Annotated in this window: 19 protein-coding genes and 1 other RNA gene; 16 read left to right on the forward strand and 4 right to left on the reverse strand. The window is 65.4% G+C overall.

Going from position 1 to position 25,269, the window contains the following annotated elements; genetic code table 11:
- Positions 1-17 precede the first annotated feature (17 nt).
- Both AMD14_RS24745 and AMD14_RS16190 read right to left on the reverse strand, forming a co-directional pair.
- Positions 18-1,460: a hypothetical protein gene (locus tag AMD14_RS24745; RefSeq protein WP_015463486.1), complete on the reverse strand. Its 1,443-nt coding sequence runs from the start codon at positions 1,458-1,460 to the stop codon at positions 18-20.
- Between the two features lie 282 nt (positions 1,461-1,742).
- Positions 1,743-3,929 (reverse strand): RelA/SpoT family protein, encoded by a 2,187-nt coding sequence (locus tag AMD14_RS16190; protein ID WP_040107786.1) that lies wholly within the window; start codon positions 3,927-3,929, stop codon positions 1,743-1,745.
- A gap of 290 nt (positions 3,930-4,219) precedes the next feature.
- On the opposite strand from AMD14_RS16190, the gene pqqA reads away from it, so the two are divergent.
- The 10 genes from pqqA (at position 4,220) to AMD14_RS23775 (ending at position 14,156) form a co-directional block, all read left to right on the forward strand.
- Complete coding sequence (pqqA, locus tag AMD14_RS23770; protein ID WP_002812057.1) at positions 4,220-4,300, forward strand: pyrroloquinoline quinone precursor peptide PqqA; 81 nt, start codon at positions 4,220-4,222, stop codon at positions 4,298-4,300.
- An 83-nt stretch (positions 4,301-4,383) separates the two neighbouring features.
- Complete coding sequence (gene pqqB, locus AMD14_RS16195) at positions 4,384-5,283, forward strand: pyrroloquinoline quinone biosynthesis protein PqqB (protein WP_011052045.1); 900 nt, start codon at positions 4,384-4,386, stop codon at positions 5,281-5,283.
- Positions 5,280-6,032 (forward strand): pyrroloquinoline-quinone synthase PqqC, encoded by a 753-nt coding sequence (pqqC, locus tag AMD14_RS16200; protein WP_011052046.1) that lies wholly within the window; start codon positions 5,280-5,282, stop codon positions 6,030-6,032. The genes pqqB and pqqC overlap by 4 nt, the downstream gene beginning before the upstream one ends.
- On the forward strand, positions 6,029-6,307 hold the full coding sequence (gene pqqD, locus AMD14_RS16205) for a pyrroloquinoline quinone biosynthesis peptide chaperone PqqD (RefSeq protein ID WP_005921459.1): 279 nt from the start codon (positions 6,029-6,031) through the stop codon (positions 6,305-6,307). Before pqqC ends, pqqD begins: the two co-directional genes overlap by 4 nt.
- On the forward strand, positions 6,304-7,422 hold the full coding sequence (gene pqqE, locus AMD14_RS16210; protein WP_003482516.1) for a pyrroloquinoline quinone biosynthesis protein PqqE: 1,119 nt from the start codon (positions 6,304-6,306) through the stop codon (positions 7,420-7,422). The genes pqqD and pqqE overlap by 4 nt, the downstream gene beginning before the upstream one ends.
- Positions 7,423-7,484: 62 nt before the next feature.
- Positions 7,485-7,997 carry a hypothetical protein gene (locus AMD14_RS16215; protein WP_015463489.1) on the forward strand — a complete coding sequence of 171 codons (513 nt, stop codon included), beginning with the start codon at positions 7,485-7,487 and terminating at the stop codon, positions 7,995-7,997.
- A gap of 436 nt (positions 7,998-8,433) precedes the next feature.
- Positions 8,434-9,948: a PhoPQ-activated pathogenicity-related family protein gene (locus tag AMD14_RS16220; protein WP_011052048.1), complete on the forward strand. Its 1,515-nt coding sequence runs from the start codon at positions 8,434-8,436 to the stop codon at positions 9,946-9,948.
- Positions 9,949-10,249: 301 nt separating this feature from the next.
- Positions 10,250-11,284 carry a glucokinase family protein gene (locus tag AMD14_RS16225; protein ID WP_011052049.1) on the forward strand — a complete coding sequence of 345 codons (1,035 nt, stop codon included), beginning with the start codon at positions 10,250-10,252 and terminating at the stop codon, positions 11,282-11,284.
- Between the two features lie 100 nt (positions 11,285-11,384).
- Complete coding sequence (locus AMD14_RS16230) at positions 11,385-14,021, forward strand: TonB-dependent receptor (protein WP_011052050.1); 2,637 nt, start codon at positions 11,385-11,387, stop codon at positions 14,019-14,021.
- A gap of 61 nt (positions 14,022-14,082) precedes the next feature.
- A non-coding RNA gene (locus AMD14_RS23775) (sX9 sRNA) lies at positions 14,083-14,156 on the forward strand.
- Between the two features lie 81 nt (positions 14,157-14,237).
- Here AMD14_RS23775 and hrpA read toward each other — a convergent pair.
- Entirely contained in the window at positions 14,238-18,359 is a 4,122-nt protein-coding gene (gene hrpA, locus AMD14_RS16235) for an ATP-dependent RNA helicase HrpA (protein WP_015463491.1), read from the reverse strand.
- 102 nt (positions 18,360-18,461) lie between these two features.
- Here hrpA and AMD14_RS16240 point away from each other — a divergent pair, with 102 nt between their 5' ends.
- From AMD14_RS16240 to AMD14_RS25095, 5 genes are all read left to right on the forward strand, one after another.
- Complete coding sequence (locus AMD14_RS16240) at positions 18,462-19,010, forward strand: Dps family protein (RefSeq protein ID WP_003482535.1); 549 nt, start codon at positions 18,462-18,464, stop codon at positions 19,008-19,010.
- A gap of 482 nt (positions 19,011-19,492) precedes the next feature.
- The gene (gene recQ / locus AMD14_RS16245; protein WP_011052052.1) at positions 19,493-21,289 is read left to right on the forward strand and encodes a DNA helicase RecQ; all 1,797 of its coding nucleotides are present in this window, start codon (positions 19,493-19,495) and stop codon (positions 21,287-21,289) included.
- Between the two features lie 138 nt (positions 21,290-21,427).
- Entirely contained in the window at positions 21,428-21,925 is a 498-nt protein-coding gene (locus AMD14_RS16250) for a hypothetical protein (RefSeq protein WP_005913671.1), read from the forward strand.
- A gap of 78 nt (positions 21,926-22,003) precedes the next feature.
- Entirely contained in the window at positions 22,004-22,408 is a 405-nt protein-coding gene (locus tag AMD14_RS16255) for a response regulator (RefSeq protein WP_003482540.1), read from the forward strand.
- A 193-nt stretch (positions 22,409-22,601) separates the two neighbouring features.
- Positions 22,602-22,760 (forward strand): hypothetical protein, encoded by a 159-nt coding sequence (locus tag AMD14_RS25095; RefSeq protein ID WP_162829063.1) that lies wholly within the window; start codon positions 22,602-22,604, stop codon positions 22,758-22,760.
- Between the two features lie 1,103 nt (positions 22,761-23,863).
- Here AMD14_RS25095 and AMD14_RS16265 read toward each other — a convergent pair.
- Positions 23,864-24,574 (reverse strand): rRNA pseudouridine synthase, encoded by a 711-nt coding sequence (locus tag AMD14_RS16265; protein ID WP_011052054.1) that lies wholly within the window; start codon positions 24,572-24,574, stop codon positions 23,864-23,866.
- A gap of 208 nt (positions 24,575-24,782) precedes the next feature.
- On the opposite strand from AMD14_RS16265, the gene AMD14_RS16270 reads away from it, so the two are divergent.
- Positions 24,783-24,989, forward strand: coding sequence for a hypothetical protein (locus tag AMD14_RS16270; RefSeq protein WP_005913665.1), 207 nt, complete (start codon positions 24,783-24,785; stop codon positions 24,987-24,989).
- The last annotated feature ends 280 nt before the right edge of the window (positions 24,990-25,269 follow it).

The raw sequence follows: 25,269 nt of genomic DNA on the forward strand, positions 1-25,269 counted from the left end.
ACATCACCAGCAACCGCTCACCGCTGTTCGGCCACCGCCTTGACCCGCCGCGTGAATTCGGCCAGTTCCGGCAAACCCGGATCCAGCTGATGCGCCTCGTCCTGCGCACGGCGGGCGAAGGCTGCGTCCTCCTGGCCCAGCCGCTCGCTCCCGACCGCCACCCAGCGCTGTGCAAGGCGGCGTCGCGCACCGGCCAATGCATCGGCATTGGGTGTCAGCGCCTGCCAGGCATCCAGGCACCCACGTGCGGCACGCAGGCGGTTGTTGCGCAGTTCGTCCTCGAAACAACGTTGGCTGGCCGGTACCACGCGCGCCGCTGCCCGTAGCACACGCGGATCGCGCGGCGCCAGCGCCTGCGCGGCACGCACGGCGTCGTAGGCGCTGGCGCCGGGCGGTGTCATCCAGTGTTGCTGCGCTTGGGCATCGGCAACGCGCTGCAGCAATGCCCGCAGACGGCGCTCGCGCGTGCCCCGCGACAGGCTCGCGTCCGGGCCGCGCTGGGCGTCGCGCGCGCGCGCAATCGCTTGCCCGGCCTGCACGATCGACGCGGCGCCCGGCGCCAATTGCTGCGCCTGACCCAAGGATTGCAACGCATCGTCGAAGTGGAAATCCGCCGCCTGCCGGCTGGCCTGTGCGGCGTACTCGTCCGCCACCTGGTCGCGGCCCCGCTGGGCGGCCCCATCGTCCGGTTCGGCGGCCAGCACCGCGTTGAAATCGCGCGCAGCCGGGGCCAGGCGACCACGTCGCAGCAAGGCCTGCGCACGTTGACGCCGTTGCTCCAGCACGCGGTGGTACTGGCCTTCGGTGAGCGGCATGTCGACATGCCCGGCGTCGTAACGCTTGGCCGCGGCCAGCAGCGCCGAGGCCTCGCCGAGCTCATCGCGCGCCAGTGCGTAGCGTGCCTGCGCCAACAGATCGGTCAAGGCGTCTTCGCGGCCTTCCAGTGCGTCGGTGCGGTCAGGCGCCAGGGTCAGGATGCGTTGGTAGAGCGGCAACGCACTCTCCGGCGTGCCGTCCAGGCGGCCCTGCTGCTGGGCAGCCGCCGCCTGCGCCAATAAGGCATCCAGCCCGACCCGACGCGCCTGCAGCGCGCGCAGCCGCGCCGCAACCGGGGCGATCTGCGCCTGCGGCGCCTCCAGGGCGGTGGCCAGCGCCAGCGCGCGCTGCGCTGCTGCGACATCGCCTGCTGCAACCGCTGCACGTGCCTGCACTACCGCAGCAGCGCCGGTCCGCGCCAGCCCGGTCCGGGCTTCCCCACGGTCGCTGTCCAGTGCAAGTGCGGCGGCGAACAGTTCCCGCGCACCGCTGCCGTTGGCGGCGCTGAGCTGGCCGCGCGCCAAGGCAGCATCGCCCCGCTGCAACAGTTGCTGGATGCGCGTGTCCGGCCACAGCCAGTCGGCCAGCGGCCTGCGCAGCACGACCACGGTGAGCAACAGGCAGACGCACAGCGCCAACACCATGCGCCAGAGCGCGCGGCTGCGCAGTGGCGCCCAGAGGCGGGGCGATCTGGCCCAGCGCGGGAGCAAAGACATACGGTGGCGTCCATCCTTGGCGCGACCTGACGGGGACGCGTTCACCGCATCATGGTAGCGGTGGAGGTTGCGAAGGCGGCGTGGGCTCTTCGGGAATCGGGAATCGGGAATCGGGAATCGGGAATCGGGAATCGTCAGGCAAGCACAGCTCTCGCCCCTCATGGGCTGTGTGTTTCACACCGGGGCGCACCTTCCAGGTAAGCGGCGTCCTCAGCCCAGCCGCCGCACCTCGCTCACCCCGGGCAGCGCATCCAGCTTGCCAAGCAGGCCGGACAGCTGGCCGTAATCGCTGACCTTCAAGCGCAGCCGCAGTTGCGCCCTGCCGGTATCGCGAACGTTGTCGCTGTTGATTTCCAGCACGTGCGCGTCTTCCTGGGCGATCAGGTTGGTGATGTCCTTGAGCAGCCAGCGGCGGTCCACCGCGCGCACCTGCACATCCACCTCGTAGCCGCTGCCGGCCTTGCCCCACTCCACCGGCAACACGCGCTGCGGGTGGGCGGCCGCCAGGCGCGCCAGTGCCGCGCAGTCGGTGCGGTGCACGGTGATGCCACGGCCGCGAGTGAGGTAGCCGGCAATCGGCTCGCCGGCCACCGGCTGGCAGCAACGCGCCAACTGCACCAGCAAATTTCCCACTCCCTCGACGGTGAATTTGGATTTCCCCAACCCATCGCGCCGCGCGGTCGGCCGCGGGGGTGCCGGTACTGCCGGCTGGGACGCGGCGCGCTCGGCCTCCAGCAATGCACGGCTGACTTGGTTCGGGCCGGTATCGCCCAGGGCGACCTGGATATACAGCTCGTCGATGTTTTCGGCGTGGAATTTGCGCGCGGCCACGCTCAGATCCGCATGCTGCAGGCCCAGGCGCTTGAGCTCGCGATCAAGCAAGTCCTTGCCCGCCTGCACGTTGCGCGCGCGGTCCAGCTTATGGAACCAGGCGCGCACCTTGTCGCGCGAGCGCCCGCTGGCCAGAAAGCCGTTGGAGGCCAGCAGCCAATCGCGGCGCGGGTCCGCTTCCTTGGCGGTCATGATCTCCACGCGGTCGCCGCTGCGCAGCCGGTAGGTCAGCGGCACGATACGGTCGTTGACGCGCGCGCCACGGCAGCGATGCCCGACCATGGTGTGCACGTGATATGCAAAATCCAGCGGCGTGGCACCTTGCGGCAGATCGATCACCTCGCCCTTGGGGGTCAGCGCGTACACGCGGTCTTCGATCAGCTCGGCATCCAGCGCGCCGGCCAGCTCGCCATGCTCGCCCTCCTGCACCTGCTCCAGCAGCTGGCGCATCCACAGAATCTTGCGGTCGAAGGCCTTTTCGCCGCCCTTGCCGCCTTCCTTGTATTTCCAGTGCGCGGCCACGCCGAGTTCGGCCTGAGCGTGCATTTCGAAGGTACGGATCTGGATTTCGATCGTGCGCCCTTCCGGGCCGACCACCGCGGTATGCAACGAACGGTAGTCGTTGGCCTTGGGCCGGGCGATGTAATCGTCGAACTCGCTCGGCACCGGCGCCCACAGCGAATGCACCGCACCCAACGCGGCGTAGCAGGCGGCCACGTCATCGACCATGACCCGCACCGCACGGATGTCATACAGCTGATCGAACGACAGACGCTTTTTCTGCATCTTCCGCCAGATGCTGTAGATGTGCTTCGGCCGCCCGCTCACCTCCGCGCGCAGGCCCTGCTGGGCAAGCGCTGCCGACAAGGTGCGCTTGACCGCTTCCAGGTAGCGCTCGCGCGCCACGCGGGTTTCGTCCACTTCACGGGCGATGCGACGATAGGTCTCCGGCTCCAGATGCCGGAATGCCAGGTCCTCCAGCTCCCACTTCACCTGCCAGATGCCCAGCCGGTTGGCCAGCGGCGCGTGGATGTCGCGCGTGAGCTGGGCCAGCGCGCGGCGCTCATCTTCGCTCAGGCGATCGGCCACGCGCATGCGCGCCAGCTGCCGTGCCAGCAGGATCGGCACCACGCGCAAGTCGTGGATGATGGAAAGCAGCAGACGTCGCAACCCTTCGCTGTTGCGCCCGGCCTCGCGTCCGGCATGCAGCGCCCAGACCTGATCGGCTGCGTCCAGGCCGTCTAGCAGACCTTCCACCGCCACCCGCCGCTCCGCCGGTTGCCACGGCAGGCCCGCGATCGCGCCACGCAAGGCAGGCAAATCGAACAGCAACGCCGCAATCAGGGTGGCTTCATCGGCAGCCAGCAGTGCCAATGCATCCAGGGTGTCGCCAAGCAATGCCCACGGCACGTTATCGGTCTGCGCGGGCGACAGGTCCTGCCAGGCCTGCGCCAGCGCATCGCGCACTGCGGGCGCGATCGAGGCCACGGCGGGACGCTGCAGCAACGCCTGCAGACGATCAAATGAGGAACTGGTCACAACGGTGGACACGGCGGCGGGCAACAGCAGGGGGCTGACGACTACGGTAACGTGCGCGTCACCTTCTCCACAACGCGTTTTGCCGGGGCGCTCGCCATGCGAGACGCCGCTCTCGCTTATGCCAGGTTCACCCGGCAACGTCTTGATTCGTAACCGCCAGGCGCGAAAAGCGACACGGCGCCGCAAAGGAAAGTTGGGACCGACGCGCCTTTTTACGTGCGCTTTACAACTGCGCCAGACCGCCTGCCTATGCTCGGAGGACGTCGTGCGTTGCATCCAGCAGCCAGCGACGTTTTCCCCAACTGCGAGGTAGCCGTATGAAGACCTGGAAGAAGCCTGTCGTTCGTGAAGTCAATTGCGGCGCCGAAATCAACTGCTACGTCTCCGGCGAGTTTTGATCCTGCACGTTTCACGCGCACCTTGCCGCCCTTCCTCTTGATGCATGACCGGCAGTTGCCGGCAGATTAGGTCACAGTTCTCCATGCGCATCATCGTCTTGGGATCGGCGGCCGGCGGTGGGCACCCGCAGTGGAATTGCCACACCTCCGCAAGCCTGCGGGCGTGGCAGCAAACAGACGGTGCCCAGCGTCGTACCCAGGCCAGTATCGCGGTCAGTGCCGATGGCGAGCGCTGGGTGCTGATCAATGCCTCTCCCGATTTCCGCCAACAAATTCTTGCAACACCTGCCTTGTGGCCGCAGCACGGGCTGCGACATTCGCCGATCGAGGCGGTGCTGCTGACCAGCGGCGAGATCGACCACATCGTCGGACTGCTCTCGATGCGCGAAAGCCAGCGGTTTTCATTGCATGCCAGCAGCCGCGTGTTGGACCTGCTCGCGCAAAATCCCATCTTCGACGCCGTCAATCCGCACTACGTGAGCCGGCAGCCGTTCGCGCTGGACACACCGCTGGCGCTGTGCGGGTTGCAGCTCACGCCATTCTCGGTGCCCGGCAAGGTGCCCTTGTTCATGGAATCGCGCAGCGGCGGCGACCTGGCTGGGTCCAATGAAGAAACCCTGGGGCTCACCATCGACGATGGCCGCCGCCGCATGCATTACATTCCCGGCTGCGCTGCGATGACCGACGCCTTGCGTGCGCGCCTGCAGGACGCCGAACTGGTGTTCTTCGACGGCACGTTGTGGCGCGACGACGAGATGGTGCAGCTAGGCATCAGCCAGAAGACCGGCCAACGCATGGGCCACATGAGCATCGATGGCCCCGATGGCACCATCGCCGCGTTCGCACCCTTGAACGTGGCGCGCAAGATCTTCATCCATCTCAACACCACCAATCCCGTGCTCAACACCCTCTCGCCCGAGTTCGCCAGCGCGCGCGCCAGCGGTTGGGAGGTTGCGCATGACGGCCTGGAGATCGCCCTGTGACCGCCCTGCTCGGCCCCGACCAACTGGAAGCGGACCTGCGTGCCATCGGCGCGCGCCTGTATCACGACCAGCATCCGTTCCATGCGCTGTTGCACCACGGCAAGCTCGACCGAGGCCAGGTACAGGCCTGGGCGTTGAACCGCTTCGAGTACCAGCGCTGCATTCCGCTGAAGGACGCGGCGATCCTGGCGCGCATGGAAGATCCGGCGCTGCGGCGGATCTGGCGGCAACGCATTCTCGACCACGACGGCAATAGCGCCAGCGATGGCGGCATCGCGCGCTGGCTACACCTCACCGACGCGCTCGGCCTGGACCGCACGCTGGTGGAGTCCGGGCGCGCGCTGCTGCCGGGAACGCGCTTTGCGGTGCAGGCGTACCTGCACTTCGTGCGCGAAAAAAGCCTGCTCGAAGCCATCGCCTCGTCGCTGACCGAATTGTTCGCGCCCAACATCATCGGCCAGCGCGTGGCCGGCATGCTCAAGCATTACGACTTCGTCTCGTCCGAAGCGCTGGCCTATTTCGAACATCGCCTGACCGAGGCGCCACGCGATTCGGATTTCGCGCTGGATTACGTCAAGCAGCATGCCGATACGGTCGAAAAACAGGCGCTGGTCAAGGCCGCGTTGCATTTCAAGTGCTCGGTGCTGTGGGCGCAGCTGGATGCACTGCATGTGGCCTACGTAGCGCCAGGCATCGTCTGGCCGGATGCCTTCGTGCCGGACCGCGACGCCAGCCGGGTCGCAGCATGAGCGGCATTACCCGCGATAGCCGGCCGGCGCTGCGGGCGGGCGTGCGCCTGCAACAAGACCGCGCACGCGATCAGTGGGTGCTGCTCGCGCCCGAGCGCGTGGTCGAGCTGGACGACATCGCCTTGGTGGTCGCGCAGCGCTACGACGGCACGCGCTCGCTGGCGCAGATCGCGCAGGAGCTGGCCGCAGAATTCGATGCGGACGCAGCGCAAATCGAAGCGGACGTGATCGAACTCACCGATACCCTGCATCAGAAACGTTTGCTGCGGCTATGAGCATCGCGCCGCCACCGCTGTCGGTGTTGTTGGAGCTGACCCACCGCTGCCCGTTGGCGTGCCCGTATTGCTCCAACCCGATCGCGCTGGCCGCGCTGCGCGAGGAAATGGACACCGCAGGCTGGCGCTCGCTGTTGCAGCAGGCCGCCGACATGGGCGTGCTGCAGGCGCATTTCTCCGGCGGTGAACCGATGCTGCGCAAAGACCTGCCCGAACTGGTCGCACATGCGCGCGCGCTCGGGCTGTACAGCAACCTGATCACCTCCGGCGTCGCTGGCGGCGAGCCGATGCTGGACCAACTGCAGGCGGCCGGGCTGGAACATGTGCAGCTGAGCGTGCAGGACGTCGACCCGGCCGGCGCCGACCGTATCGCCGGCTACCGCAATAGCTTGTCCAGGAAGCGCGAATTCGCCGCTGCGGTCCGCGCACGCGGCCTACCGCTGACGATCAACGCGGTACTGCACCGCCATAACGCCGAGCGCGTGCCCGGCATGATCGCGCTGGCGCTGGAGTGGCAGGCCGAGCGCATCGAAGTAGCGCACACCCAATACTACGGCTGGGGCCTGCGCAACCGCGCTGCGCTGATGCCCAGCCGCGAGCAACTGCTGGCCACCATCGACGCGGTGGAAACCGCACGTCGCCAGCTCGGCGACCGCCTGGCGATCGATTTCGTCACGCCCGATTACTACGCGCGCCAGCCCAAACCCTGCATGGGTGGCTGGGGCCAGCGTTTCGTCAATATTTCTCCGCGCGGCGATGTGCTGCCCTGCCATGCCGCCGAGACCATCGAGGGCATGCGCTTTGATAATCTGCGCGAGCGCTCGCTGGCCGACATCTGGAACAACGGCGAGGCGTTCGTGCGCTTTCGCGGCACCGCATGGATGCCGGAGGTGTGCCAGGGCTGCCCCAAGCGCGAGATCGATTGGGGTGGCTGCCGCTGTCAGGCACTGGCGCTCAGCGGCGATGCCGCCACGCTGGACCCGGTCTGCGAGCGTTCGCCCATCCATGCGCAGGTGCGCGCAGCCGCCGAGCAGGAGTCGGCATCGCCGGCACCGGCCTTCGTCTACCGCCGCCCCGAACGCCTAGCACCAGCCGCTGCGGACATGCTGGAATAGGCAGCGCCGGCGTGCGTCAACAGCGTCTACACTAGCCCCCTCTTCTTCTTCGGATGGCTTCCATGTCGCTCGCGCGCCGCATTCCCTTGCTGGTTTGCCTGACCTTGGCGTTGCATGCCGCCCCCGCCCTGGCGCAACGCGCGGTGCAAGGCGACCTGCAGTCGCAGATGAGTGCCGAACAGTTCAAGGCCGCCGGCCTGGACAAGCTCAATGCCAGCGAACTGGCTGCGCTCAACGATTGGCTACAGGGCAAGGTCGCCAAAGAGGCCGCAGTGGTGGTCGAACAGGCCAAGGAAGCCGGCCGTCAGGAAGTGATCGTCAAGAACCGCGGCTTCTTCGACTTCGGCAGCAAGGAGCCGATCGAGAGCACGATGCTCGGCGAATTCAAGGGCTTTTCGAAGGGCCGCGTCTACACGCTGGCGAATGGTCAGGAGTGGGAACAAACCGATACGGCCAGCCTGTCCGCGGTGCGCAAGGATGCACCCAAGGTCAAGATCAAGCCGGGTCTGGTCGGCGTGTGGTATCTGCAGATCGAGGGTTACAACACCCCTGCAAAGGTGCGGCGGATCAAGTAGCGCATCCGCCACGCTTTCGCGGCTGCCGAAGACGGTCGCCGCGCTTGGCATCGGCAGGCGCCACGCGAATCCCGCCACTGGGCGTTGCGCATGCAAGATCGCAACTGCAGCCGCTGCACTTCGCCCGCGGGATGCCGCTCACTGCAGAGCAGCGCATGCGCAAGGCAACGCTGGTGCCGGCAGACAGAGCGCAAACCTAGGTGCGCCCCCTCTAGGCGCAGCTGACGTGGCGCGCCGAATCATCGTACTCCGCATCGCGCAGACACAGCCCATTGCCGGTAGCGAGAAGCGCTGCCCTCCTTACCGATAGCGACCACGCGTACACTCCTGCACACACCGCGCGCCCCACCCCGTCGCTGACGCGACTGCTGACCACGCTTCCCATGCGATTGGCGCGGCAGGCGCTGGCCACACGCACGGTCTCTGGAGAACCTGCATGCGCTCGATGACCTATTGCAGCCTGGTACTGCTATCGTCACTGACACTGTTTGCCGGCATCGCGTCCGCTGACTCACTCGCTTCTGCTGCGTCGCCGGCAGAGCGCTGCGCGAATGCACCGGACGTTGGCTTCGGGCAATCCTTGGTGTGTTACCGCGATGCCATCGAACGACAACCGTTGACCTATACGCGCGTTGGCACCAGCAGCGTTGCCGGTGTCGAGCGGCGCGACTACCTGCTGACCTCGCAGGACTGGTCGCCAGAGGGACTGGTCACGCCGTCGCGCTGGCAGCATGACGTGGCGATCTATGTGCCGAAAGAGGCCTTGCCCACGCGCGCGGTATTGATCTCAACCAACGGTACGCGTCATCCGGTGGATGGCAGTACGGCGCAGCCGGCCAGCGAGTTGGCGCCCGAGGCGCTGGCGGCGTTGGCGCAACGCACCCACACGGTGGTGATCACGCTCAGCGACATTCCCAACCAGGCGTTGAGCTACCAGGGCGATACCACCCCACGCCGCGAAGACGACAGCGTGGCCTATAGTTGGTCGCTGTTTCTCAAGGCGCCGCAGCAGCGCAAGACACTGCCGCTGCACGTACCGATGGCGGCCGCGATTGCGCGCACCATGAGCCTGGCCGAGCGCGAATTGGCCCCGTTGCACGTCCACCGCTTTGTGCTTGCCGGCGCCTCCAAACGCGGGTGGGCCAGCTGGCATGCCACCATCGCCGACCGGCGCGTAGAGGCGGTGGCGCCATTGGTGATCGACATCCTCAACATGCCGGCGGTGCTGGAGCATATGTACCGCACCTATGGCGGCAACTGGCCGATTGCCTTCGACGCCTATGCAAAGCAGGGCATCACCTCACAACTGCAGACCCCGGCTTTCGCGCAATTGGTGCAGCTGCAAGATCCGCTGAGCTATTTGCACACGCCGTACCGCACACGGCTGGCGGTGCCCAAGTACATCGTCAATGCCAGCGGCGACGACTTCTTTTTGCCGGACAACACCCGGTTCTTCTATGACGCGCTGCCCGGCAGCAAGGCGCTACGCGTCCTGCCCAATAGTGCGCACAACATTCGCACCTCCGTCGTCGATACCCTGGCGCCGTTCATCACGCGCCTGCAGCAGCAGCGCCCGTTACCGCAGGTGAGCGATGTGTTGCGTACGGGCGAAGCGCCGCAGATCCGCTTCCGCTCCTCGGAGCGGCCAACGCAGGTGCAGCTGTGGAGTGCACATAATCCACAGGCGCGCGATTTCCGCTACGCCTGCGGCATACGCTACAGCGCCACGCCGATTGCGCTTGCCGACGGCGGCACGGTCTCGGTACCGGTGCAGATTCCGGAGAACGGCTGGAGCGCGTATTTCGTGGAAGCCACTTACGCCGATGGATTCGTTGCCACCAGCCAGGCCTATGTACTCGACAAGCAGCGTTACCCCACCCAGGCACCGCCCACCGATAACGCAGCCTGCAGCACGTTGCCTGGCGTGACCAGCGGTGGCGCCGGGCGCTGACGCAGTCCTTGAAACAGGGTGGGTGGGGCGATAGCCAACTGAAGCACCCGGTGGGCAGCTGGGCGCCATGCGCCGGCTGCCGAGTCCGCTTTTCACCATCCACTGCGCCACGTTGGACGCATTTGTCCACTTTGCGCAACGAAGTCCGCACAGACAACCCCGAAGCGCACGTTTTTGCACTTGAGCACGCCACCAAGATCGATCCAACCCGGCTGATCCATTGACATCGTTGTCACCAACTCCTAAACAGGCCCCTACTCGCTGACGGCATCGGCCGGTCAGACGGACCAAAGGACTGAATGTGGCTGCGACTTCGCGTTCCGCTTACGCCTCTGCCTCGCCCGATGTCCCCGTTGCCATCAGCTTCATCGCTGCCGATGTCGGCGGCACGCATGTGCGTGTCGGGCACATGCTGCAGGCGCGCGATGCAGCCATCGAGCTTTCGCATTACCGCACCTATCGCTGCGCCGAGTACGCCAGTCTCCAGGCCATCCTCGAGGATTTCCTGCAACAGCGGCGCGGCGTCGATGCGGTGGTCATCGCCAGTGCCGGCGTGGCGCTGGACGATGGCAGCTTCATCAGCAACAACCTGCCATGGACGATTTCACCCAGCCGCATCGGTGCTGCACTGGCAGTGCGCAACGTGCACCTGGTCAACGATTTCGAGGCGGTGGCCTACGCAGCGCCGCAGATGGAACAACGCGCCGTGCTGCAGCTGAGCGGGCCGACACCGCGCCATGCGCGTGCCAACGGGCCGATTCTGGTGGTCGGCCCCGGGACCGGTCTGGGTGCAGCACTATGGATCGATGCCAAGCCACGCGCGATCGTGCTGGCCACCGAAGCCGGCCAGGTCGCGCTGGCCAGCACCCATCCGCGCGAGTACGCCGTGCTGCAATGCCTGTTACGTGACCGGCACTATTTGCCGCTCGAGCACGTGCTCTCCGGCCCGGGATTACGGCATCTCTACGATGCGGTGTGCGAGCTGCATGGCGCAACGCCGCGTCATCGTCTGCCCGCCGCCGTGACGCACGCAGCGCTGCACGAAGACGATGCGCTTGCGCGCGAGTGCCTGGAGATTTTTTGCGGCCTGCTGGGGAGCGCGGTCGGCGACATGGCGCTGGCCTACGGCGCTGCCGGGGGCATCTATCTGGCCGGGGGCTTCCTGCCGACGATCGGCCAGTTCCTGGCTGGCAGCGCCTTTGCCGAGCGCTTCCTGGACAAGGGAAACATGCGCGCTGTGCTCGAACGCATTCCGGTCAAATTGGTCGAGCACGGGCAACTGGGCGTGCTCGGCGCGGCCAACTGGTATCTGCAGCACCACACCGACCTGTCGTAAGCGATACCACGCGTTCTATCCCGAGCGCGCGTCTGCAAGACCCCGCATCCGGCGAGCGGCAGCCCGCCGTCCATCCCTGTGCGTGATGAGGAGAGACATCATGAAATACAGCACCACCCTGCTGTCCAGCGCCATTGCACTATCGCTGGCATTCGCTGCGCAAGCCCAGGACAGCGCTGGTACGCAAGCCACCGACCTGGATGCCGTCCAGGTGGTCGGCATCCGCGCCAGCCTGGAAAAATCGCTCGATACCAAACGCAACAACACCGGCATCTCCGAGGCGATCACCGCCGAAGACATCGGCAAATTCCCGAGCACCAACGTGGCCGAAGCGCTCTCGCAGATTCCCGGCGTGACGTTGGACAGACGCTTCGGGCAAGGCGAGCGCGTGAGTATCGACGGCACCGACCCCAGCCTCAATCTGTCGTTTCTGGACGGGCATCCGGTCGCGCAGGCGATCTGGCTCTACGGCGAACAACCCAGCCGCGGTTTCGATTACACCCTGCTGGCCCCGCAGATCCTGGGCCGTGCGGAAATCCTCAAATCCTCCGAAGCGCGCCTGACCGAAGGCAGCCTCGGTGGCACGGTGCTGATGCATACGCGGCAGCCACTGGATCTGAAAGTCAATGAAGTGGCTGCATCCATCGGCTACAGCTACAGCGACCAGGCCGGCCAGGGCAAACCCAACGCGGCACTGCTCTACAGCTGGAAGAACGCAGCCGAGACCTTCGGCATTGCGGTCTCGGCGCAGCATTACGAAGAACGCGTGGACCGCCGCGGCATGGAGGTCTTCGGCTACGTACCGGCCAGCACTTTCGCCAATGCCGCAGGCGGCGTGCCTGCCGATGCGGATGTGCCCAACTCGATCAACGCTGCCTGGTTCCAGCAGGATCGCGAGCGCGACAGCGCCGTGGTCAACCTGCAACTCAAGCCCAGTGAAGCGCTGGAGTTCAATCTGAGCGGCCTGTACATCAACGAGAACTTCGACAACTACAACCAGTCGATGTACAGCTTTTTGACCTGGAATGCCGGCACGGTGGCGGCGGTGGACCAACTTGGCGGCGTCCGTAACGGTGTGGTCACCAGTGGCCACTCCAGCGCCAATGCCATCCCGCGCGGCGGTACGGTGATCTACGACAACAACGTGCGCGAATCGGAGGTGACGACCAAAGGACTGGACCTGCGCGGCGCCTTCCGCGGCGAGGGTTGGGGCTTGAACGGACAGGTGGGCCAGAGCAAGTCCGAGAACAAAGATCTCTCGCAATACTTCATCGAGCCGTTCTACAACGGCGGCTTCAGCTGGGACACCCGCCGCGGCATCCGTTTCGACGATTCGGTAGCGGCACGTAACCCGGCCAATTGGGGTTCGGCCGGCGGCTGGTTCGGCAACAACGGCATCTTCTCTACCGAAAGCAAGGACACGTATGGCCAGCTGGATTTGAATCTGCAGTTCGACAGCGTGTTCAATCAATTGTTGCTGGGCGTGCGCCACGGCAAGCACGACGAGCGCTTCGAGCTCAATGTCTATGGCGGCGTCACCCCCGGCACCCTGGCCGATGTGGGCACGATCGGGCTCACCGATCTGCAGGGGTTCTATCCCGATCACGGCCGGCACATACAGGCAGGTCGCAACAACGTGCTTAACTGGATCCGCAACAGCCCAGTCGATTACAGCGCACCGGATCCGGCCAGCTACCTCAACAACAGCTGGGCGCTGGAGCAGACCAACAACGCAGCCTATGCGCAGCTGAATTTTTCCAGTGGCGGTCTGCGCGGCAATCTTGGCGTGCGCTACGTGGATTCCAAGACCGAAGGCAGCGGCTTCGTCTACAGCGGCACGCCCTCCCTCGCCGACGCCGGCAGCCTGTGGCAGACCCGCACCCGCAAGGAAGACTTTCTGCTGCCTTCGCTGACGCTGTCGTACGACACCAGCGACGACTGGGTATTCCGCTTCGCTGCGGCCAAGGTCATCGCCTGGGCACCGTACAACCAGATGGTCAATAACACCTTCCTCAACGACACCACGTTGACCGGCAGCGGCGGCAATGCAGACCTGTCTCCGTACGAATCCTGGAACTTCAATCTCTCTGCCGAATATTATTTTGCGCAGCAAGCGGTGGGGGCGTGGTCGGTGTTCTACAAGAAGATCGACAACTACATCGACACCAGCGCCAGCGTGGAGCGCCAGTACAACGCATTGCGCGATACCGCACCGCAAAGCTGGGCGCAGTTGGTGGGCAGCAACGGCTGCACGGCCGATGGCTATTGCGACTACAGCATTCAACGGCCGCGCAATGCCGGCGATGGCAAGGTCAAGGGCTTCAACATCTCCTTCCAGCAACCGTTCGGCGACAGCGGCTTCGGCCTGACCGCCAACTACACCTATGCCGCTGGCGAAAACAACACCGGCGATGCCCTGCCCTACCAATCGCGCAACAGCCTCGCCTTCAGCCCCTACTACGAAAAAGGCCCGCTTAATGCGCGGCTGACCTACAACTGGCGCGACAGCTACCTGGCCGGCGGTTATGTGGCCGGTGCGGCACCGGCAAGCGTGGACGATTACGCCGAACTCGGCGCCAGCGTCGGCTATGCCTTCAGCCCGAACTGGTCGCTGCAGGTCGATGCGCAGAACCTGCTGGACGAGCAATACCTGCAGTATCTGGGTGACAAGGACCACCTGGCCGGTCGCTACAAGAGCGGACGCCGCTACATGGCCAGCCTGCACCTGAAGTTCTAGCGTAGCCAGCAACACGACTGCGCTCACCGCCGGGTGGGCGCGGCCGGTGCCCAGAATCGGCATCTACCACTTACACATGCCGGTTCCTGTGCGCCGTCCCGCCCGCCTGGCGCCTGCTCGCTACGTCTGTTAGCAGCTCTCAGCTTCTAAGACGGACGCCGCGCGGGTTGTGAGATGCGCGCGGCCCGTGTCGGATGCGCAGCCTTGCATCAGGCCTCAGCTGCGCAATGCAGCCACCCGTTGCGACAGTTTCTTCGCCGAAACGCCGGATTTTGCACCCAGCTCCTGCGCAAATACCGACACGCGCAGCTCTTCCAGATCCCAACGCAGCGCCTGCCACTCTTGGCGGTTTTGCAAACCGCGCGCGGCGGCCTCTTCCACTGCATCCACGAACGGTTTGAGCTCGAGCATGCGCGCCTGGTCGCGCGCAGGATCGCGCTTTGCGCGTTCGGTGCGCAGGATCATCGCCCTGAGGTAGCGCGGATAATTGGCCAATGCGTCGGCCGGGGTGTCGCGCAGGAAGCCTGCATGCACCAGCGCGCGCAGTTGCTGCTCCATGTCATCCAGATTGCCGCGTGCCCAGCCCATCAACGGTGCTTCCAACAGTGGCTTGAGTTCGGCCACGGCGCTCAGGATGCTTTCGGCCAGCTTCAAGCGCTCCATCGCTTCGCCGAACAGTCGCTTGCTCGCATCGTCTCGGCGCTGCGCAAATGCGCCGGGGTCGCGAATGGCGCCCAGGCCATCGGCCAGCACGGCGTTGAGCGCCGCATCGACCAGATCGCCACGCAAGCGTTCCTGTGATTCGATCGCCGCATACAGCAGCCCGGTCTTGGGCGACACCGGCAGTTGCTTGCGTGCCTGTTTGATCTTGTCGGCCAATGCGATTTCCAGCAAGCGCCGCACGCCGCGCGGATGCGCCCGCGCCGCTTCGTTGCGGTCGGCGAAGATGCGCAGCGCCGCGTTGTCGCCCTGATCCACCAGCGCCGGGTACGCCGGGACGCCGGCTTCGCCTGCCACCTGCTCGGGAATCGGCGCGCTCGGAAAATCACGCAGGCCCTCGACGGCCAGCGCGCGTCCGGCCCGCGCGGCGAATGCCTGGCCAGCACGCTCGCCAAAGCGCGCGCGCAGCCCGTCCAGATCGCGCGACTCGGCCAACACCTTGCCGTCGTCGTCGCGCAGGCGCAGGTTCATCAGCAGATGCGTGTCTAACGCCTGCTCATCGAAATCCAGCGCGGTGACCTGCGTCCCGGTGGCCTTGGTCAGAAAGCGCGCCAGCTCGCCACGAATATCGTCGGCCGAGGCCACACTGTAGGCCTCGTAGAACGCGCGCCCGAAATCCGGTGCCGGCACGTAGTTGCGGCGTTGCGCCTTGGGCAGGCTACGAATCAACGCAGACGCCTTGTCGGCAACGAATCCCGGCGCCAGCCACGACAGGCGCGAAGGATCCAGCGCATTGAGCAAGTGCAATGGCACATCCAGGGTCACGCCGTCGTCGACGGCACCCGGCTCGAAACGGTAATGCAACGGCAGGCGCGCATCGCCAAGCGGGAAATACTTCGGAAAGCGATCGGCTTCGCTGCCTTCGCCCGGCAGCAGATCGTTCAACGACCAATGCAGGCTGCGGCGTTTGTCCGGCGGCAAGGTCTTCCACCACGCATCCAAGCCGCTGGCCGAATGCAGCTCGGCAGGAATGCGATCCAGATACCAGCGCGCCTGCCAGCCTTCGTCGGCAACGATACCGGCGCGACGCAACTTGGCCTCTTCTTCGCGTGCCTGCTCGAGCACTTTGAGGTTATCGGCCACGAATGCGGCCCGCGTATTGATTTCACCCGTCACCAGGCCTTGGCGCACGAACAGGTCATGCGCTGCGGCCGGGTCGATCTTGCCGAAATGCACGGGCTTTTTCGGCGCCAGCACCAGCCCGAACAGGCTGATCTGTTCCGAAGCAACCACCTGCCCCTGCGCACGCGACCAGTGCGCATCGAAATGCTTGCGCGCCAGCAGATGCGGCAGCTCGGCAATGGCCCAGTCCGGCTCGATCGCGGCATTGGTCATGCCCCACACTTTCTGCGTGTCCAGCAACGTGGCGGCCAGAATCCACGGCGGCGGTTTGCGCGCCAGCGCCGAACCCGGGAACGGCACGAACCGGCGTTGCCGCGCGGCCAGATAGTCGCCCTTTTCCGTGCGGTGGCCGATCTGGGTCGGCAGCCCCGCCAACAGTGCGCGGTGCAGCGCCTGATAGGCCGCCGCACGTTCGCGTTCGCTGCTACGGGCCGATGCTTCGGCAGCTTCGGCCGGCTGGTTCACCGCAGCCGGCGCGGGTGTCGCAGGCGCTGCGTTGGGATCGGGCTTGCCTTCGCGCGCCAGTCGCGCGGCACGGTGCAGCTGGCCACGCGTGGGTCGGTTGGCGTTGTGGCCGTCTTCGCGGGCGGGCGCACTGGCACCGGCCAGCAGTGGCGCCAGCATCGCGTTGGCCGGCTCTTCGCTCCAGCCCAGTTCTTCGCACAGCAACCGCAGCTGCCGATGCAGCTCGCGCCACTCGCGCATGCGCAAGAAACCGAGGAAATGCCGGTTGCACCAGTCGCGCAGCTTGGACTGGGTAAGATCTTCATGCACCTGCCGGTACGCATCCCACAAGCGCAGGATGCCGACGAATTCAGAGCGCGCATCGGCAAACAGCGCATGCGCGTTATCGGCCGCTTCGCGCGCCTCCGGCGGGCGCTCGCGCGGATCCTGGATGCCCAGGAATGCGGCGATGATGATCATCTCGCGCAAGCACCCATGTTGCTGCGCGGCCACCAGCATGCGCGCCAGCTTGACGTCCACCGGCAGGCGCGCCATCTGGCGGCCGGTCGCGGTCAGACGCCGCTGCGTATCGATGGCGCCCAGCTCCAGTAGCTGTTGCCAACCATCGGCCACCGCACGTTCGTCGGGTGCTTCCAGAAACGGGAAGTCTTCGATCCTGCCCAGCCCCAGCTGCAGCATGCGCAAGATCACCCCGGACAACGAGGAACGTCGGATTTCCGGATCGGTGAATGCCGGACGCGCGGCAAAGTCCGCTTCGGCATACAGCCGGTAGCAGATGCCCTCGGCAATACGCCCGCAACGGCCCATGCGCTGGTTGGCGCTGGCCTGCGAGATCGGCTCGATATGCAGGCGGTCCAGCTTCTGGCGCGGGCTGTAGCGCTTGACGCGGGCAAGCCCCGGGTCCACCACATACCGGATGCGCGGCACCGTCAGCGACGTTTCGGCCACGTTGGTGGCCAGTACCAAGCGCCGGCGCGGGCCCGGGTTGAACACGTGGTCCTGATCGGCTGCCGACAGCCGCGCATACAGCGGCACCACTTCGGTTTCGCGGTATTTGCGCCGTTCCAGCGACTGGTGCGCATCGCGAATCTCGCGCTCGCCCGGCAGGAACATCAGCACATCGCCGCGCGGGTCGATGCGGGTGATCTCATCGATGGCCGCCACGATCGCATCGTTGACACTGCGCTCGCCGTCGCGGCCGCTGCCGTGTTCTCCCTCGTCGCCGTCGCCCGTATCGCCTTCCAGCGGGCGATAACGCACCTCGACCGGGAAGGTGCGGCCTTCCACGCTGATCACCGGCGCGTTGTCGAAGTGCTGCGCAAAGCGCTCGGTGTCGATGGTGGCCGAGGTGACGATCAACTTGAGATCGGAGCGCTTGTGCAGCAACTGCTTGAGATAGCCCAGCAGGAAATCGATATTGAGGCTGCGCTCGTGCGCCTCGTCCACGATGATGGTGTCGTAGGACGACAGCCAACGGTCGCTGGCGATTTCCGCCAGCAGGATGCCGTCGGTCATGAACTTGATGCGCGACTGATCGCTGACGCGATCGGTGAAGCGCACCTGGAAGCCCACCGTGGTGCCCAACGGCGTCTTCAGCTCGTCGGCCACGCGCGCGGCCACCGCGCGCGCGGCGATCCGGCGTGGTTGGGTGCAGCCGATCATTCCGGCGGCTCCGCGTCCGGCCGCCAGGCACAGCTTGGGCAGCTGGGTGGTCTTGCCCGAGCCTGTTTCGCCGGCGATGACCACCACCTGATGGTCGCGGATCAGCGCGATGATGCGCTCGGCCTCGCGCGCAATCGGCAACTGGTCGTCCAGCGTGATGGCCGGCTGCTGCTCGGCCCGTGCCTGGCGTTGCGCCTGCGATGCCGCCAGTGCCTGCTCGAACGCATCGCGCACCTGCGGGTTGCCTGGCTTGCCCTGCCAGCGCGACCATAGGCCCAGCAAGCGGCCACGGTCGCGGCTCATCGCGCCATCCACGGCACGGCGGCGCTCACGCAAGGTGTCGGCAAGGGTGGAGTCGATAGCGCTCATTGATGGAAAAATGTGAAAAATTGAATGACGTTTGATCCTTTAGCCTGTCTATTGTGACGCCATATCAGTTCCCTAAGACATCAACCCCGCAAGGACCATCCCATGTCCAAGAAAAAGAACGCCAACAAGCCCGTCGTCGTCAGCGACGCCCTGCCGGTCGCTGCTGCATCGGCGCCGCATATCGATATCGGGATCAAGGACAGCGATCGCAAGCAGATCTCCGACGGTCTGGCCCGCTACATGGCTGACGCCTTCACCTTGTATCTGAAGACCCACAACTTCCACTGGAACGTCACCGGGTCGATGTTCAACTCGCTGCACACCATGTTCGAAACCCAGTACACCGAGCAGTGGGCGGCGCTGGACGAGGTGGCCGAGCGCATCCGCGCCCTGGGCTACAACGCTCCGGGCTCGTACCGCGAATTCGTCGCGCTCACCTCGATCCCGGAAGAGCCGGGCCTGAGCGACAGCGCCGACTGGCGTGAAATGGTGCGCCAGCTGGTCAGCGGCAACGAAGCGGTCTGCCGCACCGCACGCAAGGTGCTGGGCACCGCCGACGACGCCGGCGATGACCCGACTGTGGACCTGCTGACCCAGCGCCTGCAGACCCACGAGAAGTACGCCTGGATGCTGCGCTCGCTGTTGCAGTAAACCCTCTGGGCTTCGCCCCTTCGGGTTTGCCCAAGGTTTCGCAGTTGCGAAACCTTGGGCCCCTGCTCAATTGCCTGCCACACCCCGCGCCTTCGGCGCGCCCCCTAACTCAGGGGGCTCTTGGTGTCATGTTCACTGCGATAGAGCGCATAGAGCACGGGCTGTGCAGTACTCAGCATTCCTTTGCCGGGCCACGCATATCGAAAGTCTTTGAGCCCCTCTCCCGCCGGGGGCGAGAAGGCACGGCTTGCGCGCCACTGGCGCGCGTGCCTCGGCGCGCCCGCGCCGCAAGCGCGTGCCGGGGCGCGGAGCGGGGGTTTGGGTGAGTACGCAGCGAAGCCTCGTGCAACTCACTGCTCCCAACTCCTCACGCATCACTGGTCAACCCAACATCCACATCACGGCAATCCCTGATGCGGCTTCGCGCAACTCCACCCAGCAACACCCCGGCCAGGGCTTGACCCGCACGGTATCCTAGGCGGATGTCTTCCCCCGCCCACGAACTGCTCAGCCGCGTCTTTGGCTACGACGACTTCCGCGGCCCGCAGCAGGCCATTGTCGAACACGTCGCTGCCGGCAACGATGCCCTGGTCCTCATGCCCACCGGTGGCGGCAAATCGCTGTGCTACCAGGTGCCGGCGCTGCTACGCGACGGCATCGGCATCGTGGTCTCGCCGCTGATCGCGCTGATGCAGGATCAGGTCGAGGCCCTGCGCCAGCTCGGCGTGCGCGCCGAGTTCCTCAATTCCACCCTGGATGCAGAAAACGCCCAGCGCGTGGAACGCGCCCTGCTGTCCGGCGACCTGGATCTGCTCTACGTTGCGCCGGAGCGCCTGCTGACCCAGCGCTTCCTTTCATTGCTGGAACGTAGCCGCATTGCGCTATTCGCCATCGACGAAGCGCATTGCGTCTCGCAATGGGGCCACGATTTCCGCCCGGAATACCGCCAGCTCACCGTACTGCATGAGCGCTGGCCGCATGTACCGCGCATGGCGTTGACGGCCACCGCCGACCCGCCGACCCAGCGCGAGATCGCAGAGCGCCTGGATCTGGTAGACGCGCGCCACTTCGTCAGTTCCTTCGACCGCCCCAACATCCGCTACACGGTGGTGCAGAAGGACAATGCGCGCAAACAGCTGCAGGAATTCCTGGGCCGTCATCGTGGCTCGGCCGGCATCGTCTATGCGATGTCGCGGCGCAAGGTGGAAGAAACCGCGCAGCAACTGTGCGCGCAAGGCTTCAATGCACTGCCCTATCACGCCGGCCTGCCGGCAGAGGTACGCGCAGAAAACCAGCGCCGCTTCCTGCGCGAGGACGGCATCATCATGGCCGCCACGATCGCTTTCGGCATGGGCATCGACAAGCCGGACGTGCGCTTCGTGGCGCACGTGGATCTGCCCAAATCGCTTGAGGGCTACTACCAGGAAACCGGACGCGCCGGCCGCGACGGCGATCCCGCCGAGGCCTGGCTGTGCTACGGCCTGGGCGATGTGGTGCTGCTCAAGCAGATGATCGAGCAGGGCGAAGCGGCCGAAGAGCGCAAGCGTCTGGAGCGCGCCAAGCTCGACCACCTGCTGGGCTATTGCGAATCGATGCAATGCCGTCGCCAGGTGCTGCTGGCCGGCTTCGGCGAGACCTATCCCAAACCCTGCGGCAACTGCGACAACTGCCTGACCCCGGCCGCCGCCTGGGACGCCACGGTGGCCTCGCAGAAGGCGCTCAGTTGCGTCTACCGCAGCGGGCAGCGCTTTGGCGTGGGTCATCTGATCGACATCCTGCGCGGTAGCGAAAACGAGCGTATCAAACAGCTGGGGCACGACCAGCTCAGCACCTACGGTATCGGCCGCGATCTGGACGAACGCACCTGGCGCGGCGTGTTTCGCCAACTGGTGGCCGCCAGCCTGCTGGAAGTCGATAGCGAAGGTCACGGCGGCCTACGCCTCACCGATGCCAGCCGCCAGGTGCTCAAGGGCGAGCGCCAGGTCATGATGCGCCGCGAAAACCCGGCTGCCGGGCGCGAGCGTAGCGCGCAGCGCACCGGCCTGCCGGTGCAGCCGCAGGATCTGGCGCTGTTCAATGCCTTGCGCGGCTTGCGCGCGGATCTGGCCAAGGAACAGAACGTGCCGGCCTTCGTGATCTTCCATGACAGCACCTTGCGCAACATCGCCGAACAACGGCCAACCAGCATCGATGCGCTCTCGCGGGTGGGCGGCATCGGCGGCGGCAAGCTGGCGCGCTACGGCGCGCAATTGATCGAGATCGTGCGCGAACAGGGCTGATGCAGCAGCGTGTGTCAACACAACACCGCAGACGGCACAAAAATCCGCAAGATCGACAGCGCGCATTCAATCAGCCGTTGCTAGTTTCACACAGCGAGCTGGCACGCGCTGCCAGCCCCTCTTCGTAGAGTCCAACCGATGAAACGCAGCCTGCTTGTCCTGGTCACTCTGTTTGCCGCCGGCAGCGCCGCCGCTGGAAGTGCGTCGGCCCAAGCCAGCGACGGCAATCCCGACACGGCGACCGCACGTTCGCTGGACCTGAGCCTTCCGCAAGCCCCGGTGCAGCTCCGCTCCGACCCGGAATACAGCAACGACCCGCCGGGCACCTTCTACGGCGACAAGAGCGGCCCCAAGCCGGCACTGGCCCGGCCAAGTGCAGCCTCCATCGCTGCCGAGCGCGCCGAGCAATGCCAGGGCAAGCTGCATGGTGCCGTCGAAACCGGCCTGGGCTATTCCAGCCGCGGCGGCAACAGCAACTGGCAGGCGGTGAATTTGAATTCCTGCAAGACCTATTACGACGACGACGGCAAGGCGCACCAGATTGGCGTCAGCATCAGTGTCGGACGTGGTGAGGGCTCCATCTTTGGCCCGCGTTATGCACCCGGCGGCTATGGTCCAGGCCCGTTCGGCTGGTAACCATACGGCGAGGTTTGCGTTGACAGAGGGTTCACTGCCGCATCGCTGAGAATGTGGCCTGCCTTACGAGACCAGCTCATGCCACAGAACAAGGAACGGCCGGTTGTCTTCGTTGTCGAAGACGGCGACGGAACCCGACAGCTCAGCTGCCTTGTGCTGGAGAGCTATGGTTTCACCTGCCGCAGCGCCGGCTCGGTCGAGGAAGCCTTGACCTTGATCGAAAGCGATCCGCGCGTGGATGTGCTGTTTTCCGATATCCATTTCCCGGGCGGCCTGACCGGTGTGGACCTGGCGCTCAAGACCGCACACGCGCCGTACAACCTGCCGGTGCTGCTGACTTCCGGCCTGGCCGTCGAATACGTGGAAGAGATCCTCCCCGACGGCGTTGCCTTCCTGGAAAAGCCGTATACCCCTGAGCAACTGCTGAGTGCGATCCGCAGCGTGATGGCCAAGCACCGCGTGCTGGCAAGCCCGGTCGCGTAACGCGAGCGGCCACGACTGGACGGCCGCCCACAATCCCGGTGTTGAATGCCAGCCGTCGCGCGGTGCGACGGCGACGGCGACGGGGATTGACCACAACACGGTGGTACCACAGACGCGCCGCAACGCGCATCTGGCCACGCCGTGTCTTACGCCAGGGGAAAACACGAGACATCCAGTGACCGCAGCCGTTGCCATGGCTGCGCTGAGCGGTTGCGCCACGGTCATGAACGATGCAACGCAGCCAATTCGGGGCGACACCAAGACGACCGATGGACAACTGGTTTCCGGCGCCGACCGCGCCATCAGCAACGACAAGGACCGCGTGACGGTGAAGTCCGGCCAGACCGCATAAGTGCGTCGTTCCGCGCGCGATCTGGATGTGGCCTGCGTACTGCCCGGCCAACGCGACGCCGCAGGCCGTTCCATGTCGCGCGCCAACGTGGGCATTTGAGGCAACATTCTGACTTCAGCGCGGTTTGCGGCAGCGGCGATACGGTGCAGATCGATTGTTCCGGCTCCACTGCAGCTCCACCTTTCAGTGATGCGGTGAGCGGGGAGTTGTGGGCGCAAGCCCGTGTTCATACGCAGATCGTCGCGACGGCTGTCGGGAACGCCCCGACAGCGTGTCGGCTCGCTCCCGATTTACCCGACCGATGTCGCATTTAAACTGCAGCCACCGGACGCGAGGCCTGTTGGGCCGCTCAACTCGCGGGGCGCAGAGCACGCCCCTGCCGGGACACGGATGAGTAAAGGTGCGAGAGAATGGCCGCGCCTCCTCCCCGATCTGCCCGTGCGTTCGCTCGTGCAGCCATTTAGCAGGCAAGAATTGCGGCCAGGTTCGATGCCTGGAAGCCCTGCCTCGCCCTGCAATTGACCGCAGTCAACAGACGTTGCGATCGCGCATCTCACTGGCACTCAATCAGCGCAGCATGCCCATGTGCGCGCATCACGCCGCAAGCGCTCGCTTGGCGGCCAGCTCATGCACGGGGCCATCCTTCCCGAATCACGCTGCACAGGCACGCTCCCCGACGTGCAAGGTGGCTGGTTCCTTGCTGCATGGATCGATGCAAGGGCAACGTCAGCTACCGAGTCACTCAGGTAGATGCTGGAAAAACAGCACTCTGCGTCATCGACGCGGCCGAAATATTCGCCTGCTTCTGCAGCAAACCATGCATTTCACGCGATCAAGCAGGCTGCTCGCTAGGCTAACCTCATCGCAGCGCTGTGCTGCGCAAGACTGTCAGGAGTTCCGCATGGGCGACAATTCGTTTTTATCTCCGGCCTTCATCATCCTGGTCATTGGTGTGATTGCCGTTGTGCTGTTTCTGGTCACGCGTGCCAAGAAAAAGCGCAACAAGAAATAATCGCTGCATGCACTGCTGGCCGTGCTAAGCACATTTGCACACAAGCGCTACGTGATTCCAGCGGCTGCAGCCGTGTGCCGCGGTACTCCAGTCAGAACCGCTCACCTGCCGGCAGGTAGCGCCATTCGCCGATCGCCAGCTTGCCCAGCGACACCCGGCCCACGCGCAAGCGGCGAATGCTCCTGACCTCCAGGCCTACTTCGCCGCACATGTAGCGCAGTTGGCCGGGTTGCACGTGCTTGATCGCAAACCGCAGGCGGTCTTCGCTTTGCCAGCTCACCTTGCAAGGCGACAGACTGCGTTGCTGATAGACCAAGCCATGCGCCAGCCGCGCCATTCCGTAGGGACGCAGCTCACCCTGCACTTCAACCAGAAATTCCTGCTCGATCGCGCTGGCGTCAGCGCTCAGCCGGCGCAGCACGCGGCCATCCTGGCTCAGGATCAGCAGCCCGCTTGCGGCGTCTTCCAGCGGCAGCGGCGCTTGCAAGCGTAGGAAGTGCCGCTTCAACACACGTAGGTCGGACTGGTCCAGTGCGCTGCGCGTTGCCGGCGTGGCCAGCGCCAGCGCGGCATCTGCGCAGATGCCTGCGGGCTTGTGCAGTAACAAGGTGGCGGGCTCGGCAGGCGCCAACACCGCATTTGCGGCCAGGGTGACCTGCGCCACGGTAGCCAGCGCCTGCGGTTCTTCGACCACCACGCCGTCCACGCTGACCCACCCGCCCTCGATGTAGTGCTGGGCCTCGCCACGCGAGCAGCCGAACGCGGCAGCTACACATTTATCGAGACGGATCGGATCGGACATGCGGCGAGCTCAGCATCAGGGGACGGCAGTGTACGTGCTGGCTGCTCGCCCGCGTGAGTCGCTGCGCAATGCATTCGATGGTGCGCCTGCGCAGATCGGCACTGTCCGCTACCGATGCAACGGCAAACGCCGTGCACGCAGACGCCGGCAAACGCTTCTGCACTGAACGACAACGTGGGAAACTCGATGCTCACACAGGAGATCGCAGATGTTTATCCAGTTCGGCACCGCCCGGGTCCGCCTCAACCATATCTCTGTCATCAGCGACCCGTTCAACGCTGGCGAAAGCTTCGGGTCCTACTGCCACTCGGTTCGGGTCGGGCTGATCTCCGGCGAAGAGCTCTTTGCGCGCTTCAACAGCGAGGGTGGCGCCGAGCAACTGCACGCAGACGTGCTCGCTGCGCTGGAAGCCTGAGCAAGAGTGATCGCCATCGCGTCGCGCTGCTTGCGCACGCGATGGCGCAAGCGGCAGCACGTTGCGTTTCCCGGCAGGCATGCTGCAGCGCGGCAACACTCGCGACGCAGCGTGCGGATACTTCAATCCACTAATTCGCACGGCCCACCCGCTACCAGGCTCGCGGCAGATCGTTGCCCAGCGCTCGATGCAGAACTGAGCACTGCATCGCAATCCAATGACCGGTTGCAGGCGAGGCCACGCGCCAATGTCGGCAAAGCGTCAGAAAATCGCTGCACCA

The sequence above is a fragment of the Xanthomonas citri pv. citri genome (genome assembly GCF_000961215.1).
Lineage (GTDB): Bacteria > Pseudomonadota > Gammaproteobacteria > Xanthomonadales > Xanthomonadaceae > Xanthomonas > Xanthomonas cissicola.

Excerpts from the sequence above, each read along its gene's own strand:
- AMD14_RS16240 (WP_003482535.1), top strand. The coding sequence starts at position 18,462 with ATGTCCAAGAAAAAGAACGCCAACAAGCCCGTCGTCGTCAGCGACGCC.
- AMD14_RS16265 (WP_011052054.1), bottom strand. The coding sequence starts at position 24,574 with ATGTCCGATCCGATCCGTCTCGATAAATGTGTAGCTGCCGCGTTCGGC.
- AMD14_RS16230 (WP_011052050.1), top strand. The coding sequence starts at position 11,385 with ATGAAATACAGCACCACCCTGCTGTCCAGCGCCATTGCACTATCGCTG.
- hrpA (WP_015463491.1), bottom strand. The coding sequence starts at position 18,359 with ATGAGCGCTATCGACTCCACCCTTGCCGACACCTTGCGTGAGCGCCGC.
- AMD14_RS25095 (WP_162829063.1), top strand. The coding sequence starts at position 22,602 with ATGGCTGCGCTGAGCGGTTGCGCCACGGTCATGAACGATGCAACGCAG.
- AMD14_RS16250 (WP_005913671.1), top strand. The coding sequence starts at position 21,428 with ATGAAACGCAGCCTGCTTGTCCTGGTCACTCTGTTTGCCGCCGGCAGC.
- pqqD (WP_005921459.1), top strand. The coding sequence starts at position 6,029 with ATGAGCGGCATTACCCGCGATAGCCGGCCGGCGCTGCGGGCGGGCGTG.
- pqqE (WP_003482516.1), top strand. The coding sequence starts at position 6,304 with ATGAGCATCGCGCCGCCACCGCTGTCGGTGTTGTTGGAGCTGACCCAC.
- pqqA (WP_002812057.1), top strand. The coding sequence starts at position 4,220 with ATGAAGACCTGGAAGAAGCCTGTCGTTCGTGAAGTCAATTGCGGCGCC.
- recQ (WP_011052052.1), top strand. The coding sequence starts at position 19,493 with ATGTCTTCCCCCGCCCACGAACTGCTCAGCCGCGTCTTTGGCTACGAC.
- AMD14_RS16215 (WP_015463489.1), top strand. The coding sequence starts at position 7,485 with ATGTCGCTCGCGCGCCGCATTCCCTTGCTGGTTTGCCTGACCTTGGCG.
- pqqB (WP_011052045.1), top strand. The coding sequence starts at position 4,384 with ATGCGCATCATCGTCTTGGGATCGGCGGCCGGCGGTGGGCACCCGCAG.
- AMD14_RS16220 (WP_011052048.1), top strand. The coding sequence starts at position 8,434 with ATGCGCTCGATGACCTATTGCAGCCTGGTACTGCTATCGTCACTGACA.
- AMD14_RS24745 (WP_015463486.1), bottom strand. The coding sequence starts at position 1,460 with ATGGTGTTGGCGCTGTGCGTCTGCCTGTTGCTCACCGTGGTCGTGCTG.
- AMD14_RS16255 (WP_003482540.1), top strand. The coding sequence starts at position 22,004 with ATGCCACAGAACAAGGAACGGCCGGTTGTCTTCGTTGTCGAAGACGGC.
- AMD14_RS16270 (WP_005913665.1), top strand. The coding sequence starts at position 24,783 with ATGTTTATCCAGTTCGGCACCGCCCGGGTCCGCCTCAACCATATCTCT.